General features: G+C 72.8%; 17 protein-coding genes. 6 read left to right on the plus strand and 11 right to left on the minus strand.

The window, feature by feature from the left end:
* Positions 1-16: 16 nt before the first annotated feature.
* Entirely contained in the window at positions 17-1,219 is a 1,203-nt protein-coding gene (locus BAY60_RS22865) for an NAD(P)/FAD-dependent oxidoreductase (protein ID WP_112283092.1), read from the minus strand.
* Between the two features lie 154 nt (positions 1,220-1,373).
* Between BAY60_RS22865 and BAY60_RS22870 the strand changes: the two genes are divergently transcribed.
* The gene (locus BAY60_RS22870; RefSeq protein WP_112283093.1) at positions 1,374-2,315 is read left to right on the plus strand and encodes a hypothetical protein; all 942 of its coding nucleotides are present in this window, start codon (positions 1,374-1,376) and stop codon (positions 2,313-2,315) included.
* Here the strand turns inward: BAY60_RS22870 and BAY60_RS22875 are convergent.
* Positions 2,312-2,809 carry a MarR family winged helix-turn-helix transcriptional regulator gene (locus tag BAY60_RS22875; protein ID WP_112283094.1) on the minus strand — a complete coding sequence of 166 codons (498 nt, stop codon included), beginning with the start codon at positions 2,807-2,809 and terminating at the stop codon, positions 2,312-2,314. The genes BAY60_RS22870 and BAY60_RS22875 overlap by 4 nt on opposite strands.
* 143 nt (positions 2,810-2,952) lie before the next feature.
* Between BAY60_RS22875 and BAY60_RS22880 the strand changes: the two genes are divergently transcribed.
* Together BAY60_RS22880 and BAY60_RS22885 are read left to right on the plus strand one after the other, a co-directional pair.
* Positions 2,953-3,885, plus strand: a complete 933-nt coding sequence (locus BAY60_RS22880; RefSeq protein WP_112283095.1) for an NADP-dependent oxidoreductase — start codon at positions 2,953-2,955, stop codon at positions 3,883-3,885.
* A 32-nt stretch (positions 3,886-3,917) separates the two neighbouring features.
* Positions 3,918-4,997 carry an alkene reductase gene (locus BAY60_RS22885; RefSeq protein ID WP_112283096.1) on the plus strand — a complete coding sequence of 360 codons (1,080 nt, stop codon included), beginning with the start codon at positions 3,918-3,920 and terminating at the stop codon, positions 4,995-4,997.
* A 67-nt stretch (positions 4,998-5,064) separates the two neighbouring features.
* On the opposite strand, the gene BAY60_RS22890 is transcribed toward BAY60_RS22885, so the two are convergent.
* The 5 genes from BAY60_RS22890 to iolC are packed head-to-tail and all read right to left on the minus strand — an operon-like array spanning position 5,065 to position 11,118.
* The gene (locus BAY60_RS22890; RefSeq protein WP_112283097.1) at positions 5,065-6,564 is read right to left on the minus strand and encodes a CoA-acylating methylmalonate-semialdehyde dehydrogenase; all 1,500 of its coding nucleotides are present in this window, start codon (positions 6,562-6,564) and stop codon (positions 5,065-5,067) included.
* 7 nt (positions 6,565-6,571) lie between these two features.
* Complete coding sequence (gene iolD, locus BAY60_RS22895) at positions 6,572-8,440, minus strand: 3D-(3,5/4)-trihydroxycyclohexane-1,2-dione acylhydrolase (decyclizing) (RefSeq protein ID WP_112283098.1); 1,869 nt, start codon at positions 8,438-8,440, stop codon at positions 6,572-6,574.
* Complete coding sequence (gene iolB, locus BAY60_RS22900; protein WP_112283099.1) at positions 8,437-9,288, minus strand: 5-deoxy-glucuronate isomerase; 852 nt, start codon at positions 9,286-9,288, stop codon at positions 8,437-8,439. The genes iolD and iolB overlap by 4 nt, the downstream gene beginning before the upstream one ends.
* Positions 9,285-10,142, minus strand: coding sequence for a Cgl0159 family (beta/alpha)8-fold protein (locus BAY60_RS22905; RefSeq protein ID WP_112283547.1), 858 nt, complete (start codon positions 10,140-10,142; stop codon positions 9,285-9,287). Before BAY60_RS22905 ends, iolB begins: the two co-directional genes overlap by 4 nt.
* Before the next feature lie 22 nt (positions 10,143-10,164).
* Positions 10,165-11,118: a 5-dehydro-2-deoxygluconokinase gene (gene iolC / locus BAY60_RS22910; protein ID WP_112283100.1), complete on the minus strand. Its 954-nt coding sequence runs from the start codon at positions 11,116-11,118 to the stop codon at positions 10,165-10,167.
* A gap of 138 nt (positions 11,119-11,256) precedes the next feature.
* On the opposite strand from iolC, the gene BAY60_RS22915 reads away from it, so the two are divergent.
* The gene (locus BAY60_RS22915; RefSeq protein WP_112283101.1) at positions 11,257-12,048 is read left to right on the plus strand and encodes a GntR family transcriptional regulator; all 792 of its coding nucleotides are present in this window, start codon (positions 11,257-11,259) and stop codon (positions 12,046-12,048) included.
* Here BAY60_RS22915 and BAY60_RS22920 read toward each other — a convergent pair.
* Positions 12,017-12,622: a YdeI/OmpD-associated family protein gene (locus BAY60_RS22920; protein WP_112283102.1), complete on the minus strand. Its 606-nt coding sequence runs from the start codon at positions 12,620-12,622 to the stop codon at positions 12,017-12,019. The genes BAY60_RS22915 and BAY60_RS22920 overlap by 32 nt on opposite strands.
* Position 12,623: 1 nt before the next feature.
* Positions 12,624-13,037 carry a VOC family protein gene (locus BAY60_RS22925; protein ID WP_112283103.1) on the minus strand — a complete coding sequence of 138 codons (414 nt, stop codon included), beginning with the start codon at positions 13,035-13,037 and terminating at the stop codon, positions 12,624-12,626.
* A 123-nt stretch (positions 13,038-13,160) separates the two neighbouring features.
* Between BAY60_RS22925 and BAY60_RS22930 the strand changes: the two genes are divergently transcribed.
* Entirely contained in the window at positions 13,161-13,637 is a 477-nt protein-coding gene (locus BAY60_RS22930) for a nitroreductase family deazaflavin-dependent oxidoreductase (protein WP_112283104.1), read from the plus strand.
* Positions 13,634-14,194, plus strand: coding sequence for a TetR/AcrR family transcriptional regulator (locus BAY60_RS22935; RefSeq protein ID WP_112283105.1), 561 nt, complete (start codon positions 13,634-13,636; stop codon positions 14,192-14,194). Before BAY60_RS22930 ends, BAY60_RS22935 begins: the two co-directional genes overlap by 4 nt.
* Before the next feature lie 27 nt (positions 14,195-14,221).
* On the opposite strand, the gene BAY60_RS22940 is transcribed toward BAY60_RS22935, so the two are convergent.
* Both BAY60_RS22940 and BAY60_RS22945 read right to left on the minus strand, forming a co-directional pair.
* Positions 14,222-15,493 (minus strand): RNA polymerase sigma factor, encoded by a 1,272-nt coding sequence (locus BAY60_RS22940; protein ID WP_211330447.1) that lies wholly within the window; start codon positions 15,491-15,493, stop codon positions 14,222-14,224.
* Between the two features lie 41 nt (positions 15,494-15,534).
* Entirely contained in the window at positions 15,535-15,966 is a 432-nt protein-coding gene (locus BAY60_RS22945) for a YciI family protein (RefSeq protein ID WP_112283107.1), read from the minus strand.
* Positions 15,967-16,096: the final 130 nt, after the last annotated feature.

Here is a 16,096-nt window from a genome sequence, read left to right on the forward strand (position 1 = left end):
CCCTAGAACCCGGCCGCTACGCGCTCGCCCGCTCGACGGGCACATCCCCCACTGCGGCCACGCGGCGCCTGCGCTGGGGCAGGCCGAAGGTCGGGTGCCAGATGGTCCACAGCGCGATCCTGTTGATGCCCTCCTTCACCAGCGCTGCCTTGCGGCCGGCCACATACCTCGGCTTGGCCTGCCCCCGCTCGTCGACCGGCTGCAGGATCCCGTCCCGCCGCCCGAGCGGGATGTGGTTGCCCGAGTAGACGAGTTTGACGGTGGTGATCTCGCGGCCGGTCAGCCGTCCCACGATGGCCTCGAAGGCCTGCCGCCCGGTGTAGCCGGCGGATCCGCAGGACATCGGCAGCGGCCTGCCGTTGTCGCCGATGGCGTGGACGCTGTCGCCGACGGCGTAGACCTGGGGGTGCGAAACCGACCGCATGGTGCGGTCGACGACGATCTGACCGCTCTCGGTGACCTCGAGGCCGCTGGCGGCGGCGAGAGGGTGCACCACGAACCCGGCCGCCCACACGGTGGCGTCCGAGACCAGGACGGTGCCGCCTGCGCAGCGCACCCCCGTCGCCTCGACGGCCTCGACGCTGGTGTGCTCCAGGACGGTGATGCCCAGCCGGTCGCAGATCCGCCGCAGGTGGCCGCGGGCTCCGGGCGCGAGCCGGGCGCCCAGCTCGCCGCGGGCGATCAGGGTCACCGCGAGACCGGGCCGGGCCTCGGCGATCTCGGTGGCCGCCTCGATGCCGGTCAACCCGTCGCCGACGACCAGCACCTTCCCGCCCTCACCTCGGTCGAGGGCGTCCAGGCGCTCGCGCAGGCGCAGTGCCGAGGGCCTGCCTGCGATGTCGAAGGCGTGTTCGGCCACGCCGGGCACGCCGCGGTCGGCGACGCGGCTGCCGAGTGCGTAGACCAGCGTGTCGTAGCCGAGCTCGCCGCCGCCGTCGGCGTCGGCCACGGCGACGACCCGGCGCTCGGGGTCGACCACGGTGGCCCGGGCCACCCGCAGCCGGATGCCCGTGCCCGCGAAGACGTCGGCGAGTTTGGGGGCCGTGACCGGGTGGCCGGCCGCGAGCTCGTGCAGCCGCAGCCGCTGGACGAAGTCCGGCTCGGCGTTGACGACGGTGATCTCGGTGTCCGCCGGGGACAGCCGGTGGGCCAGGTTCCCGGCCACGTAGGCCCCGGCATAACCGGCGCCGAGAACGACGATGCGGTGCTGGTGCTTCATGGGTTCCTCCTCGGTGCGCGTGCTCCCGGTGACTTGAGCGGGATGGCGCCCCGATTGCTGACAGCACCACGTATGGCGCGGGTCACAGTGAGCACCGCGGCGCCGCGACGGCGCGACGCGGGTCACGGAGCGGCCAGGGCGCTAACCTTCGCGGGTGGCCGTTGTGGACTGGTTGCTCGACGCGGACCCCGGCCTGCGCTGGCAGGTGCTGCGAGACCTGATGGACGCGCCACCGGGTGAGGTCGCCGCCGAACGCTCGCGCGTCGTCGCCGAGGGCTGGGGCGCCCGGCTGCTGGCGCTGCGCGACCGCGACGGCCAGTGGGCGGGCGGCGCCTGCTTTCCCGCGGGCTTCGACTTCGACTTCTCGGCCGGTCAGCCGTGGACCGCGACCCTGCCGACGCTGACGTTGCTGCGCGAGCTGGGCGCCGACCCCTCCGCCGCGCCGATCCGGGAGACCATGGCGCTGGTGCGGGACAACTGCCGGTGGGAGCACGCCGGGCAGCGGTTCTTCGACGGCGAGGTCGAGCCGTGCATCAACGGGCGGACCGTCGCACTCGGCGCCTACTTCGGCGTGGATGTCGACGGCATCGTCACCCGCCTGCTCGGCGAGCAACTCGCCGACGGTGGCTGGAACTGCGAGGCGGAGAACGGCTCGCTGCGTTCGTCATTCCACTCGACCCTCTGTGTGCTGGAGGGGTTGCTGGAACACGAGTGGGCGACCGGCGGCACGGCGGCGTCGGCCACGGCGCGATGGCGCGGTGAGGAGTACCTGCTGCGGCGGAGGCTGTTCCGGCGGCTGAGCACGGGCGAGGTCGTCGAGCCCGCGTGGCTGCGCTTCTCGTTCCCGTGCTGGTGGCACTACGACGTGCTCCGCGCGCTGGACTACTTCCGCGCCGCGCGGCGGCCTGATCCCCGCCTGGCCGAGGCGATCGGCCTCGTGCGCTCGGCGCGGCGGCCGGACAGGTCCTGGCTGCTGGAGAACACGCACCGGGGCGCGGTCCATTTCGCCATGGAGGACGGGGACGGCAGGCCCAGCCGGTGGAACACGCTGCGGGCACTGCGGGTGCTGGACTGGTACGAGCGCGGCGCGCGCTAACCGTCCCTGCGGCGGGCGCGCGCGGCCGCCGAGCGGGGCGGTTCGGCGCGCATGTGGTCGCGCACCCTGGTCATGACGTCGCCGAGTGCCCGCACGTCCTCACCGGACAGGGGCGCGAACAGCAGGCGCCGGGCCACCTCGACGTGGCCGGGCAGCACCTGGTCGACCCGCTGCCTGCCGGCGTCGGTGATGGTCACCAGGGTGGCCCGCTCGTCGTCCGGGCTGGGCCCGCGCGTGACGAGCCCCGCCTTCTCCAGCAGCCCCGCCTGGTAGGTCAGGCCGCTGCGGCTGTAGACGACGCCGTCGGCGAGTTCGGTCATCGTCAGCTGTCCCTGCGCGTCGGTCAGCCGCGCCAGCAGCTGGAACTGCACGTAGCTGAGGTCGCCGTCGGCGCGCAACTGCTGCTCCACCGCGTGCTGGAGCAGGCTGACGGACTCCATGAGCACGAAGTAGGTCGCCAGTTGCTCCGGTCCGAGGCCCTCGGTGTCGGCCATCCGCCCACTGTATCGCTGTGAATTCGAAGTATTCCCGGACCCGGCCGTGACCATCGTCATGCTCGCACCACTGGTGCTTCGAATTCGAAGCAGCGTACTGTCGGCCCCATAGTTCGAATTCGAAGCAACTCGGAGGTAGTGACATGAAGGCGATCCGGTTCCACCGCTACGGCGGCAGTGACGTCCTGGCCTACGAGGACGCGCCCCGCCCCGTGCCCGGCCAGGGGCAGGTCCTGGTGACCGTGGCGGCCACCTCGTTCAACCCCCTCGACGCGGCCCTCCGCGCCGGCTACCTGCACGACGTGTTCCCCCTGGAACTCCCGCACGTGCCCGGCATCGATGTCGCCGGGACCATCGCCGAGCTCGGCCCCGGTGTCGAAGGCTGGGCGGTCGGCGACGCGGTGATCGCGTTCCTGCCGATCAATGCCGACGGCGCGGCCGCCGAGCACGTGCTCGCGCCCGCGGAGGTCCTCGCGGCGGCTCCCACCACGGTCCCGCTCGCCGACGCGGCCGCCCTGCCCGCCGTCGGCCTCACCGCCTGGCAGTCCCTGTTCGAGCACGCACGGCTGCGGGCCGGGCAGGCGATCCTCGTCAACGGAGCGGGCGGGGCGGTCGGAGGCTACGCCGTCCAGCTCGCCGCCTCCGCCGGCGCCCGCGTCGTGGCGACCGCGAGCCCCCGCAGCGCCGAACGGGTGCGGGGCGACGGCGCCGAGCGCGTCCTCGACCACACCGCCACGCCCGTCACCGAAGCGGCAGGCGAACGGTTCGACGTCGTGCTGAACCTCGTGGCCACGACCCCCGGGGACACCGCCGCCCTGACCGGCCTCGTCGCCGACGGCGGGGTGCTCGTCAGCACCACCACCCCAGGGCCCGAGGACCCCACCCGCGGAGTGCGCAGCGTGCGCGTCCTCGCCCGCAGCGACGCCGCGCAGCTCGCCGAACTGGTGACCCGCGTCGACGAGGGACGGCTGGCCGTCCACGTCGCCGACCGGCGCCCGCTGACCGACCTCGCCGCCGTGCACGACCGGGCCGCCGCCGCGGGCCTGCCCGGCAAGACCGTCCTGCTCCCCGCCTGAGCACCGCACCACAGACACCGGAAAGGAACACCATGACCACCGCATTCGACCCGGTCGACCTGGCCGGCCGCAAACTGGCCAACCGCATCGCGATGGCCCCGATGACCCGCAGCCGCGCCTACGGTCCCGGCGGCGCTCCCACCGAGGCCACCGCCACCTACTACGCCCAGCGCGCCACCGCGGGGCTGATCGTCACCGAGGGCATTCAGCCGTCGGTGGTCGGCCAGGGCTACCCCGACACCCCCGGCCTGCACTCCGAACAGCAGGTCGCCGCGTGGCGCGCCGTCACCGACGCCGTGCACGCCCAGGACGGCGTGATCTTCGCCCAGCTCATGCACACCGGGCGCATCGGGCACCCCAGCCTGCTGCCCGACGGGCTGGTCCCCGTCGCGCCCTCCCCCTTCCCGGCACGCGGGCAGGTCTTCACCCGCCAGGGCCCGCAGGACTTCGTCACCCCGGCCGGGCTCGACGCCGCAGGCATCGGCAGGACCATCGACGACTTCGCCCAGGCCGCGCGCAACGCCATCGCCGCGGGCTTCGACGGCGTCGAGATCCACGGGGCGAACGGCTACCTGCTCCACCAGTTCCTCGCCCCCAACACCAACCGGCGCACTGACGCCTGGGGCGGTTCCGTCGAGGGGCGCGTCCGCCTCACCGTCGAGGTGGCCACGGCGGTCGCCGACGCGATCGGCGGTCACCGCACCGGGCTGCGCATCTCGCCCGGCAACCCGTTCAACGACATCGCCGAGACCGACCCGGCGGACCGCGAGGCGACCTACACGACCCTGGCCGCCCGGCTGGCACCGCTCGAGCTGGCCTACCTGCACCTCGCCGAGGGCCCCGACCGGGACCTGACCGCCCGGCTGCGCGCCGGCTGGCCCGGCACGCTCGTGCTCAACCCGTTCACCCATCCCGAACCCACCGGGCCGGAGGCGCTGGACCTCGTCGCGGACGGCACCGCCGACGTTCTCGCCTTCGGAGCGCTGTTCCTGGCCAACCCGGACCTGCCCCGCAGGCTCGCGGCCGGAGGCCCCTACAACGTCCCCGATCGCGCCACCTTCTACGGCGGCGACGAGCGCGGCTACACCGACTACCCGGCCCTGCCGGACTGAGTGGCACCCGCGCGCGAATCCGGTGTCCCGGCCGCGACCCGGCGGCCGGGACACCGCGCTTGGCGGGTCAGCCGGTGGTCGGGAAGTGGAACGCGGCGGCCTCCGCCGAGCGCGTCACATGCGGCCACCGGGTGGTGACCACCTTGGCGCGCGTGTAGAAACGCACGCCCTCCGGACCGTGGATGGGGCTGTCGCCGATGAGCGAGTCCTTCCAGCCGCCGAACGAGTAGTACGACATCGGCACCGGGATGGGCACGTTCACCCCGATCATCCCGACCTTGACCTCCCGCTGGAAGCGGCGCGCGGCCTCACCTCCGGCCGTGAAGATCGCCGTGCCGTTGCCGTAGGGGTTGTCGTTGATGACCCGGATGGCCTCGTCCACGGTGTCCACGCGCACGATCGCCAGCACCGGGCCGAAGATCTCCTCCCGGTAGGCGGCCATGTCCGGGGTGACCCGGTCCAGCACCGTCGGGCCGACGAAGAAGCCGTCCTCGTGCCCCTCGACGGTCACCCCGCGCCCGTCGACCACCACGGTGGCGCCCTGCTCGGCGCCCTGCGTGACGGCCGCGACCACCCGCTCCCGGGCGGCCCTCGTGATCACCGGGCCCATGTCGCTGGCCGGGTCCTGCCCGGGGCCGACCTTCACCTCGCGAGCCTTGCGCTCCAGCACCTCCACCAGCGCGTCCCCTGCCGCGCCGACCGCGACCCCCACGGAGACGGCCATGCACCGCTGCCCCGCCGAGCCGAACGCCGCCGCGGTGAGGTGGTCGGCCGCGAACTCCAGATCGGCGTCGGGCAGCACCACCGCGTGGTTCTTCGCCCCGCCGAGGGCCTGCACCCGCTTGCCGCCGGCGGTGGCGCGCTCGTGCACGTACCGGGCGACGGGGGTCGAGCCGACGAACGACACCGCCGCGACGTCCGGGTGGTCCAGGATCGCGTCCACCGCCGTCTTGTCACCGTTGACGACGTTGAACACGCCCTCGGGAAGGCCTGCCTCGGCGTAGAGCTCGGCGACGAACGCCGACGCCGAAGGGTCCCGCTCGCTGGGCTTGAGCACGAACGTGTTTCCCGTGGCGATCGCGATCGGATGCATCCACAACGGCACCATGATCGGGAAGTTGAACGGCGTGATCCCCGCGACCACCCCCAGCGGCTGCCGGAAGTTGTGCACGTCCACGTCGCGCGAGACCTGGTCGGAGAAGCTCCCCTTGAGCGCGTCGGCGATGCCGCACGCGTACTCGACGACCTCGCGGCCGCGCACGATCTCGCCGCGCGCGTCGTCGACCACCTTGCCGTGCTCGCTGGAGATCAGCCGTGCCAGCTCGTCCTCGTGCCTGACCAGCAGCTCCCGGAAGGCGAACATCACCTTCGTGCGCTGCGCCAGCGACGAGTCACCCCACGAGTCGAAGGCCTTGCTCGCCGCGGCCACCGCCGAGTCCACATCGGCGGGCTCGGCGAGCAGCACAGCGGCCTGCTGGGCTCCGGTGGCCGGATCGTGGACGGGCGCCGTGCGGGTCGATCCCGCCGCCGTGGCGGCGCCGTTGATCCAGTGCTCGATCGTTTTCACGCTGCTCCTACAGGTAGTGACGCTGGGACCGCTTGGCGGCGGCGTAGGTCTCGTGGGCCTTGCGCGTGGAGTCCAACTCGGACACTTCGCTGACCGGCACGTCCCACCACGCCGAGCCGGGCGGGTTGGGTCCGAACGGGTCGGTCTCGACGTGCACGACCGTGGTCGTGGAACCGGCCTTCGCCTGGGCGATCGCCGCCGTGAACTCGTCCACGGTAGACGCGGTGAGCACGGTCGCGCCGAGGCTGGCGGCGTTGGCGGCGAGGTCGACCGGCAGCACGGCGCCCTCCAGCAGGCCGGACTCCTCGCTGCGGTAGCGGTAGGACGTGCCGAACCGCTGCGAGCCCAGCGACTCCGACAGCGAGCCGATCGAGGCGAAGCCGTGGTTCTGCACGATCACGATGATCACCTTGAGCCCCTCGGAGACCATCGTGACGATCTCCTGCGACATCATCAGGTACGAGCCGTCGCCGACCAGCACCACGACCTCGCGGTCGGGCGCGGCCAGCTTCGCCCCGACCCCGGCGGCCACCTCGTAACCCATGCAGGAGTAGGCGTACTCGACGTGGTAGGCCTTGGGGTCGCGGGCCCGCCACAGCATCTGCAGGTCCCCCGGCATCGACCCGGCCGCGTTGATCACCACGTCGCGGTCGTCGAGCGCGGCGTTGAGGGCGCCCAGGATCTCGGTCTGGGCGGGCTTGGGCCCGTGCCCCAGGTGGAAGCACTCCTCGGCCGTGCGGTTCCAGTCCTCGGCGAGCGTCCGCACGCGGGTGCGGTAGGCATCGTCGACGTGCCAGCCCTCCAGCGCCGCGTGCAGCGCCCGGATGCCGCGCCGCGCGTCGGCCAGCAGCATCTCGGCGGAGTGCTTGGCCGCGTCCAGCCGCGCCACGTTGAGGTTGACGAACGTGACGCCGGGATTGCCGAACACGGTGTGCGAGGCGGTGGTGAAGTCGCTGTAGCGGGTGCCGATGCCCAGCACCACGTCGGCCTCGGCCGCCAGCGCGTTGGCCGCGGAGGTGCCGGTGGAGCCGAGGCCGCCGACCGCGCACGGGTGGTCCCACGGCACGGCGCCCTTGCCCGCGTGGGTGTCGGCCACGGGAATGCCGGTCGCCGCGGCGAAGCCCCGCAGGTCCTGCTCGGCCTCCGAGTAGACGACGCCGCCGCCCGCCACGATCAGCGGTGCCGAGGCGCCGCGCAGCAGCGCGACGGCGCGGTCCAGGGCGTCGCGTTCCGGCTCGGGACGGCCCACGTGCCACACGCGGCGGCGGAAGAAGTCCTCCGGCCAGTCGTAGGCCTCGGCCTGCACGTCCTGGGGCAGCGACAGGGTCACCGCGCCCGTCTCCACCGGGTCGGTCAGCACGCGCATCGCCGCCAGCGCGGCCGGGATCAGCTGCTCGGGGCGGGTGATGCGGTCGAAGTACTTCGACACCGGCCGGAACGCGTCGTTGACGGTGACGTCGCCGCCGCGGGTGTCCTCCAGCTGCTGCAGCACCGGATCCGGGTCGCGGCCGGCGAACATGTCGCTGGGCAGCAACAGCACGGGCAGCCGGTTGGTGGTCGCCAGTGCCGCACCGGTGATCATGTTCGTGGAACCCGGGCCGGTGGAGGCGGTGCAGGCGAAGGTCTGCAGCCGGTTGCGCATCTTGGCGAACGCCGTCGCCACGTGCACCTGGCCCTGCTCGTTGCGGGCGAGGTAGTAGGGCAGGTCCGCCTCGCCCGTGCGGGCGGCCTGCAGCAGCGCCTGCCCCAGCCCGGCGACGTTGCCGTGGCCGAAGATGCCCCACACGCCGGGGATCAGGCGCTGCTCGACGCCGTCGCGCTCGGAGTACTGGCTGGCGAGGAAACGCACCAGCGCCTGCGCCGTGGTCAGTCTCATCGCCGCCTCCCTGCGGTGCCGAAGGGCAGGCGCGGGTCCACGTCCTGCGACTCCCACGTCTGGCGCACCCAGCCGTGCGCGGGGTCGTCACAGATGAGCCACGCCCGCTCCTGCCCGGGGCCTGCCATCACGTTGAGGTAGTAGAGGTCGTAGCCGGGCGCGGCCATCGAAGGGCCGTGCCAGCCGTGCGGGATCAGCACCACGTCGCCCGTGCGAACCTCGGCCAGCACGTCGATCGGCCGCTCGGCGGTGCCGTACACCCGCTGGTAGCCCATGCCGTCGCGGCCCACCTCGAAGTAGTAGATCTCCTCCAGCACGCTCTCGCCCTCGCGGGCCTCGTCGTGCTTGTGCGGCGGGTAGGACGACCAGTTGCCGCCCGGCGTCAGCACCTCGCACACCAGCAGCTGGTCGGCGTCGAAGGTGTGCGGCAGGCAGTAGTTGTTGACCTGGCGGCTGCAGTTGCCCGCGCCCCGCAGCTCCACCGGCACGTTCTCGGCGGGCCCGTAGCGGGCGGGCAACCGCCGCTGCGTCCTGGCCGAGGGCAGCGCGAAGCGGCCGGTGCCCGTGATCGTGGCCTCGGCGTCGCAGGGCAGGTAGACGAAGTCGGTGACCGCGTCGAACACGCCCGTGCGCCCGGCAAGGGTGAACGTCTCGCCGTCCACGCCGACCGTGCCGCTGCCCGACAGGGGCAGCACGAGCGTCTCGGCGTCGCCGGTGGCCACGGTCCGCGTGCCGCCGTCCAGTTCGAGCACCCGCAGCCCCGAGTGGCCCCAGCCCGCCGACTCGGGTGTGACCACCAGGCTGAACGGTCCGTCGGCGGTGCTTCCCGCCTCGCGATACAACGTCATAGCAACCCCACTGCCGTGTCGACTGCCTTGGCGACATCGCCGTCGTGCGGATAGAGCAGCGACCGTCCCACCACCAGACCCTGCACGGTAGGCAGGGCCAGCGCCCGCTGCCAGGCGGCGAACGCCGCGTCCGGGTCCTTGACCTCCCCGCCGAGCAGCACGGCAGGCAGGGTCGAGGCCGCCAGGACCCGCTCCATGTCCTCGACCACCGGCAGCTTGAGCCAGGTGTAGGCCGAGGTGCGGCCGAGGCCGGAGGCGATGGTGATGGAGCGGATCACCGCCTCCGGGGACAGGTCGTTGCGCAGGCGCCCTTCGGTCCAGGTGGACAGGAACGGCTCGACCATCGCGATCAGCCTGCGGTCGGCGAGCGCGTTGACCGCCAGCGCGGTGTTCTCCAGCACGCTCGGCGTGGCGGGGTCGTCCAGACAGATGCGGGTGAGCATCTTGCCGCCGTCGAACCGCATCCGTTCCAGCGCCTCGGCGTCGTAGCAGGCGAAGCGGTCGTCGATCTCGAAGCTCGAGCCGGCCAGCCCGGTGCGGTTCATCGAGCCGATCACGGTCTTGCCGTCGAGCACCCCGAGCAGCAGCAGGTCGTCGACGACGTCGGCGGTGGCCAGGACACCGGTGACGCCGGGGCGTTCCAGGGCGAGGCAGAGCCGCTCCAGCAGCTCGCCGCGGTCGGCCATCGCCAGCGGGTCGCCGCCGACGGCGGTGGCGCCGCGGGCCGGGTGGTCGGCGGCGATGATCATCGTGCGGCCCTTGTCGTTGAACGGCGACTTGGCGCGCACCCGGTTGGCGGCCGCCTCCGCGACCGCCTCCGGATCGTGGACCCGTTTCGCGACGATCCGGCGCACCGTCGTGGCGCGCGACTCCCGGTCAGACACCGCCCGTCTCTCCCAGCTTCCGCAGTACCTCGTCCTCGGTGGGCATCGCGTCCGAGCAGGCCAGCTCCCCGGCGACGATCGCCCCTGCGGCGTTGGCGAAGCGCATGATCCGCCCGGTGTCCCAGCCCGCCAGCAGCCCGTGGCAGAGCGCGCCGCCGAACGCGTCGCCCGCGCCGAGGCCGTTGACGACCTCCACCGGGACGGGCGGCACCTCCACCGAGCCCGTGTCGTCCACCGCCAGCACGCCCCGGGGGCCCTGCTTGACCACGGCGAGCGAGATGCCCCTGCCGCGCAGTTCCGCCGCCGCCTGACGGGGCTCGCGGGTGGCGACCGCGGTCTCGCACTCGTCGAGGTTGCCGACGGCGACCGTCACGTGGTCGAGCGCCTTGCCCACCCACTCGCGCGCCTGCTCCCGGGAGTCCCAGAACATCGGCCGGTAGTCCAGGTCGAGCACGGTGATCGCGGTGCGGCCGCGGGCCTCCAGCGCCGCGAGCGTGGCCGAGCGGCTCGGTTCCTGCGAAAGGCCGGTGCCCGTGACCCAGAAGATCTTCGCCGCCCGGATGGCGTCGAAGTCCAGGTCGTCGGCGGAGAGGTCGAGGTCGGGCGCCTTCGGATAGCGGTAGAAGTAGAGCGGGAAGTCGTCGGGAGGAAAGATCTCGCAGAAGGTCACCGGCGTCGGCAGGTGCTCCGCCGTGCCGACGAACCGGTCGTCGACGCCGTAGCCGGTGAGGGCCCGGTGGAGGAAGCGGCCGAACGGGTCGGCGCCGGTCTTGGTGACCACCGCGCAGTGCAGGCCGTGGCGCGCGGCCGCGACGGCGACGTTGGTGGCGCTGCCGCCGAGGTACTTGCCGAACGAGGTGACGTCCTCCAGTCCGACACCGGTCTGCAGGGGATAGATGTCCACCCCGATCCGGCCCATCGTCACGAGGTCGAACCGTGCGGTCATCGTCGTCCCTCCTGCGGTGCACCTGTCTGCGGGGAGCAGGTGTGCAGTCCGCACCCTGCCAAGCCTCGCGGACTTTTGTCAAGACATAACGACATTAGGTGATCAGGACTCTTCGGGCCCGTCGGGTAGGCTCATCGGATGAACTCGAGTCTCCCGGTCCAGCCCCAGGCCGGTGCCCGGAGCTGGGATCCTGCCCGCGACATCGTGGTGAACCCGGACAGCCCCGAGCCGCTGTACTCGCAGATCGCGAACCAGATGCGGGCCGCGATTGAGGACGGCAGGCTGCCCGCGGGCGGGCGGCTCGACAACGAGGTCGAACTGGCCGCGCGGCTGCGCCTGTCCCGGCCGACCATCCGCCAGGCCATCCAGTCGCTGGTCCACCAGGGGCTGCTCGTGCGCAAGCGCGGCGTCGGCACCCAGGTGGTGCGCACCAAGGTCGCCCGGCCGCTGCGGCTGAGCAGCCTGTTCGACGACCTCGCCCACCTCGGCAAACAGCCGGAGTCGACGGTGCTGCTCAACCGGGTCGAGCCCGCCGGTGCGGAGGCGGCCGAGCTGCTCGAGGCCCCTGGTCTCGACCGCGTCCGGCGGCTCAGGCGCGTGCGCTCGACCGGCGGGGAGCCGCTGGCGGTGATGAACAACTACCTGCCCGACGGCATCATCGACCCCACCGACGAGGAGCTGCGCGAGAGGGGCCTCTACGAGCTGCTGCGGGTCGCCGGGGTGCGGCTGCACGCGGCCCAGCAGGCCATCGGCGCCCGGCTGGCCACCGCCGAGGACGCCGGCCTGCTCGACGAGGAGCCCGGCTCGGCGCTGCTCACCATGCAGCGCACCACCTACGACGACACCGGCCGCGTCGTCGAGTACGGCTGGCACGTCTACCGCGCCTCCCGCTACACGTTCAACCTGTCGCTGACGAACGGTCCGCAGTAGCGGTGGGCCCTGGCGGCCACCGCACGCCAGGATGGTGGGCGCGCAGGTTCACCGCCGCGAGCGCCACCGTGCGCTCGATCCGGCCGCGCCGCGTCTGCGGCCGCTTCGCCGCGGCGATCCAGGCCAGGATCAACCTGCGCGACGACGGCGGGAAGGCGGCGAAGTGCTCGCCTGCCACGGGGTCGTTTCCCAGGGCCGCCCGCAGATCCTCCGGCACCGTGAGTGCGTCGGCCTCGGGCACCGCCTCCCAGGTGCCCGCGGCCTTGGCCGCCTCGATGGCCCGCAGGCCCGGCTCGGCCATCAGGCCACGGTCGATCATCCGCGCGGCACGCTCCCGGTTCACCCTGCTCCAGGTACTGCGTGCCCGGCGCGGGGTGAACCGCAGCAGCGGGCCACGCGCGTGGCTGTCGATCCAGCCGAAGCACAACGCCTGCTCGATCGCCTCGTCGTAGCGCGGCCCCGGCGCCCCGGTGTCCCGCCTGCGCACCGCCAGCCAGATCTCCCGCTCGGTGGCGCAGTGGCGGGCCAGCCACGCGCGCCACTGCGCCACCGAGTCCACCTCGAGTGCCGGCATGTCACTGCCCCCGCGTGGCCAGGACGTCGAGGTAGTGCTGGTTGAACATGAGGCCGAGCAGGTTGCCGAACGGGTCGCGCACCGAGGCCGTCACGAACCCCGGACCCCGCTCGACCGGCCCCTCGTGCACCGTGGCGCCGTGTGCCACCAGCCGCTCGACGGCGGCCTCGATGTCGTCGACGTGCCAGTTCGCCAGCGCTCCCCCGATCTCGCGAGAGTGGCCCTCCGGCGCGTACCTGCGGTCGAGGATGCCGAACTCGTGCAGGTAGTCGCCGAGCCGGAACTCGACGTAGGCAGGCGGACCCTCGACCGGGCGCACGAAGTACGGCCGCATGCCGAACAACTCGGCGTACCAGTCGGCGGCCGCCCGCACGTCGTCGGCGAAGAAGGTGGTGGTGCTGAGTCCTCGCAACATCGGTTCTGTCCCTTCGTTTCCGGTGTGTCGATGAGAACCATGCTGCCCGCCAAAGTGCTCACGGCCTGACCACTTTCCGGGACATGCTATTTTGGGCATCTGCCCAAGAACAGGGGGGAGTCGATGGAGATCGTCGCGCGCAAGGGGCCGCCGACCGGGGTGGCGAGGCTGCTGTTCCGGCTGCCCGTTCACGTCTACCGGCTCGGCCTCGGCAGGTTGTTCGGCAGCAGGCTGATGCTGCTCACCCATCGGGGCCGCAAGACGGGCAGGCAGCGGCAGGCCGTGATCGAGGTGGTCGGCGGCGACGCCACGACCGGCTACCTGGCCTGCTCCGGCTTCGGCCGGGGCGCCGCGTGGTACCGCAACGTGCTCGCCGAGCCGCACGTGACCATCCAGGTCGGCAACCGCAGGCTGCCGGTGCGCGCCGAACCGCTCACCGAGGAGCAGGGCGCCGAGGCCATGGCCGCCTACGCGCGCAGGCACCCTCGCGCCGCCCGGAAGCTGTGCCGGCTGCTGGGCTTCGCCGTCGACGGCTCCGCGGCCGACTACCGCGAGGTCGGCCGCCGCCTGCCGTTCGTCCGCTTCGTCCCGGGGCCGTGAGTCCCACCGCACGCGGGCGCCAGGCCCGCGAGAAACTGCTCACCGCCGCGGTCCAGCTGGTCGGCGAGGTCGGGTGGAACGCCGTCAGCACGCGCCTGCTGGCCGAGCGCGCGGGCGTGCTGCCCGGGGTCGTGCACTACCACTTCCCGTCACTGAGCGCGCTGCTGCGCGAGGCCGCCGTCGGTGTGCTGCGCGACGTGCTCGCCGGGGTGCGGCCCGCGCTCGACCGCGCGGCGACACCCGAGGACGGGCTCGCCGCCCTGTTCGGCCTGCTCGACGACCACACCGGCCACGACCCTGCCTCGCTGGTGGTCGTCGAGGCGTACCTGGCGGCCACGCGCGATCCCGAACTGCACCGGGCGCTGCGCGAGCTGGTGACCGAGTTCCGCCGCGATGTCGCCGCGTGGCTGGCCGCCCACGGGCACGACCGCCCCGAGCAGACCGCCTCCGTGCTGGCCGCCACCGTGGACGGCATCCTGCTGCACCGCCCGCTCAACCCGCAGCTCGGCACGCAGGATGTGCTGCCGGTGCTGCGCAAGCTGCTGGCCCCCGGCTGAGCGGCGGCGGCGTGTCCCCGCTCGCCGTCAGACCGCCGCCTGCGCCTGCGCGGCCCGCTCCAGCAGCAGGGACCGCTCCCGCTCGTTGCGGGTCAGCGCCGCAGCGCGCTCGAACTCCTCCCGCGCCTCGGCGTGCCTGCCGAGCCTGACCAGGAAGTCGCCGCGCACGGTCGGCAGCAGGTGGTACTTCGCGAGCGAAGGCTCCGTGACCAGCTGGTCGACCAGCCGGAGCCCGGCCTCCGGGCCGAACGCCATCGCCAGCGCCACCGCGCGGTTGAGCTCCACCACCGGCGACGGCGTCACCACCGCCAGCCGCTCGTAGAGGGCGGCGATGCGCTCCCAGTCGGTCTCCTCGGGAGTGCGCGCACGCGCGTGGCAGGCGGCGATGGCTGCCTGCAGTGCGTACGGGCCCAGCTCGTCGGTGAGCGCCACCGCCCGCTCCAGCGCGGCCAGGCCACGCCGGATGAGCAGCTGGTCCCAGCGCCCGCGATCCTGCTCCAGCAGCAGGATCGGCTCGCCGCTGGCGGTGGTCCGGGCGCGGGCGCGGGAGGCCTGGATCTCCATCAGCGCCACCAGGCCGTGCACCTCGGGCTCCTTCGGCGCCAGCTGCGCGAGCACCCGCCCCAGCCGCAACGCCTCCGCGCACAGCTCCGGGCGCATCCAGTCGTCGCCTGCCGTGGCCGAGTAGCCCTCGTTGAAGACCAGGTAGATGACCTCCAGCACCGACGACAGCCGCTCGGCCAGCTCGGCGCCCTGCGGCACCTCGAACGGCACCTGCTTCTTCGTCAGGGTCCGCTTGCCCCGCACGATCCGCTGCGCGATCGTCGGCTCCGGCGCCAGGAACGCCCGCGCGATCTCGTCCGTGGTGAGCCCGCCGAGCAGCCGCAGCGTCAGCGCCACCCGCGCCTCGGTGGACAGCACCGGATGGCAGGACGTGAACACCAGCCGCAGCAGGTCGTCACCGATGTCCTCGAGCTCCGGCTCCGGCTGTGTCGAAGCCTGCCTGCTCTCCAGGTCCCGGCCGATCTCCTCGACCTTGCGTTCCAGCCGTTCCTGCCTGCGGAACTGGTCGATGGCCCTGCGTTTGGCCACGGCCATGAGCCAGGCGCCCGGGTTGTCCGGCACGCCCGACTCCGGCCATTGCTCCAGCGCCGCCACCAGCGCGTCCTGCGCCAGTTCCTCGGCGACGCCGATGTCGTGCACCATCCGCGCGAGCCCCGCGATGAGCCGGGCGGACTCGATCCGCCAGACCGCATCGATGGCGCGCCGGGCGTCGGTAGCTGCCGTCACAGCGCCAATCTAGAGCAGCGGGCGCCGTGCCGGTCAGGGTTCGGTGCGGGTCAGTCCTGGCCGCGCTGCGCGGCCATCTGCTCGCGGAGCCTGTCCTCCTGCTCCTGCAGCTCCGGCGTGAAGTTCTCGCCGAAGTCCTCGGCCTCGGCCACCCTGCGGATCTCGATCTCTCCGCCCGGCCCGAACGGCACGCGGCGCGCCCATTCGATCGCCTCGTCGAGCGACTTGACGTCGATGATCCAGTAGCCGGCGATCAGCTCTTTCGTCTCGGTGAAGGGGCCGTCGACCACGGTGGTCTGGCCCTTGCCGCTGAACTGGACACGGGCGCCGAGACGGCTCTCGCGCAGACCGTTGCCGTCGAGCATCACGCCGGCCTTGACCAGTTCCTCGTTGAACTTGCCCATCTCGGCCAGCTCCTGCTCCGTGGGCAGCGTGCCGTCCTCGGACTCGGGTGAGGCCTTGACCAGCATCATGAACCGCATTGTGGATCTCCTCGTCTCGGGTACCGGGCCGCCCCGTTGCCGGCCCGCGTACACACGCGTCGAACATGCCCCCGACGAATCGACACGGTCGGGCCATCTTTTCCGACTCTCTCGCGCCGCGACAAGGCAC

This window comes from Prauserella muralis (genome assembly GCF_003202285.1).
Taxonomy (GTDB): domain Bacteria; phylum Actinomycetota; class Actinomycetes; order Mycobacteriales; family Pseudonocardiaceae; genus Prauserella_B; species Prauserella_B muralis.

Coding starts and splice junctions, on each gene's coding strand:
- BAY60_RS22865 (WP_112283092.1), bottom strand. CDS start 1,219: ATGAAGCACCAGCACCGCATCGTCGTTCTCGGCGCCGGTTATGCCGGG.
- BAY60_RS22945 (WP_112283107.1), bottom strand. CDS start 15,966: ATGCGGTTCATGATGCTGGTCAAGGCCTCACCCGAGTCCGAGGACGGC.
- iolB (WP_112283099.1), bottom strand. CDS start 9,288: ATGACGTTGTATCGCGAGGCGGGAAGCACCGCCGACGGACCGTTCAGC.
- BAY60_RS22880 (WP_112283095.1), top strand. CDS start 2,953: ATGAAGGCGATCCGGTTCCACCGCTACGGCGGCAGTGACGTCCTGGCC.
- BAY60_RS22930 (WP_112283104.1), top strand. CDS start 13,161: ATGGAGATCGTCGCGCGCAAGGGGCCGCCGACCGGGGTGGCGAGGCTG.
- BAY60_RS22920 (WP_112283102.1), bottom strand. CDS start 12,622: ATGCCGGCACTCGAGGTGGACTCGGTGGCGCAGTGGCGCGCGTGGCTG.
- iolC (WP_112283100.1), bottom strand. CDS start 11,118: ATGACCGCACGGTTCGACCTCGTGACGATGGGCCGGATCGGGGTGGAC.
- BAY60_RS22875 (WP_112283094.1), bottom strand. CDS start 2,809: ATGGCCGACACCGAGGGCCTCGGACCGGAGCAACTGGCGACCTACTTC.
- BAY60_RS22915 (WP_112283101.1), top strand. CDS start 11,257: ATGAACTCGAGTCTCCCGGTCCAGCCCCAGGCCGGTGCCCGGAGCTGG.
- iolD (WP_112283098.1), bottom strand. CDS start 8,440: ATGAGACTGACCACGGCGCAGGCGCTGGTGCGTTTCCTCGCCAGCCAG.
- BAY60_RS22885 (WP_112283096.1), top strand. CDS start 3,918: ATGACCACCGCATTCGACCCGGTCGACCTGGCCGGCCGCAAACTGGCC.
- BAY60_RS22925 (WP_112283103.1), bottom strand. CDS start 13,037: ATGTTGCGAGGACTCAGCACCACCACCTTCTTCGCCGACGACGTGCGG.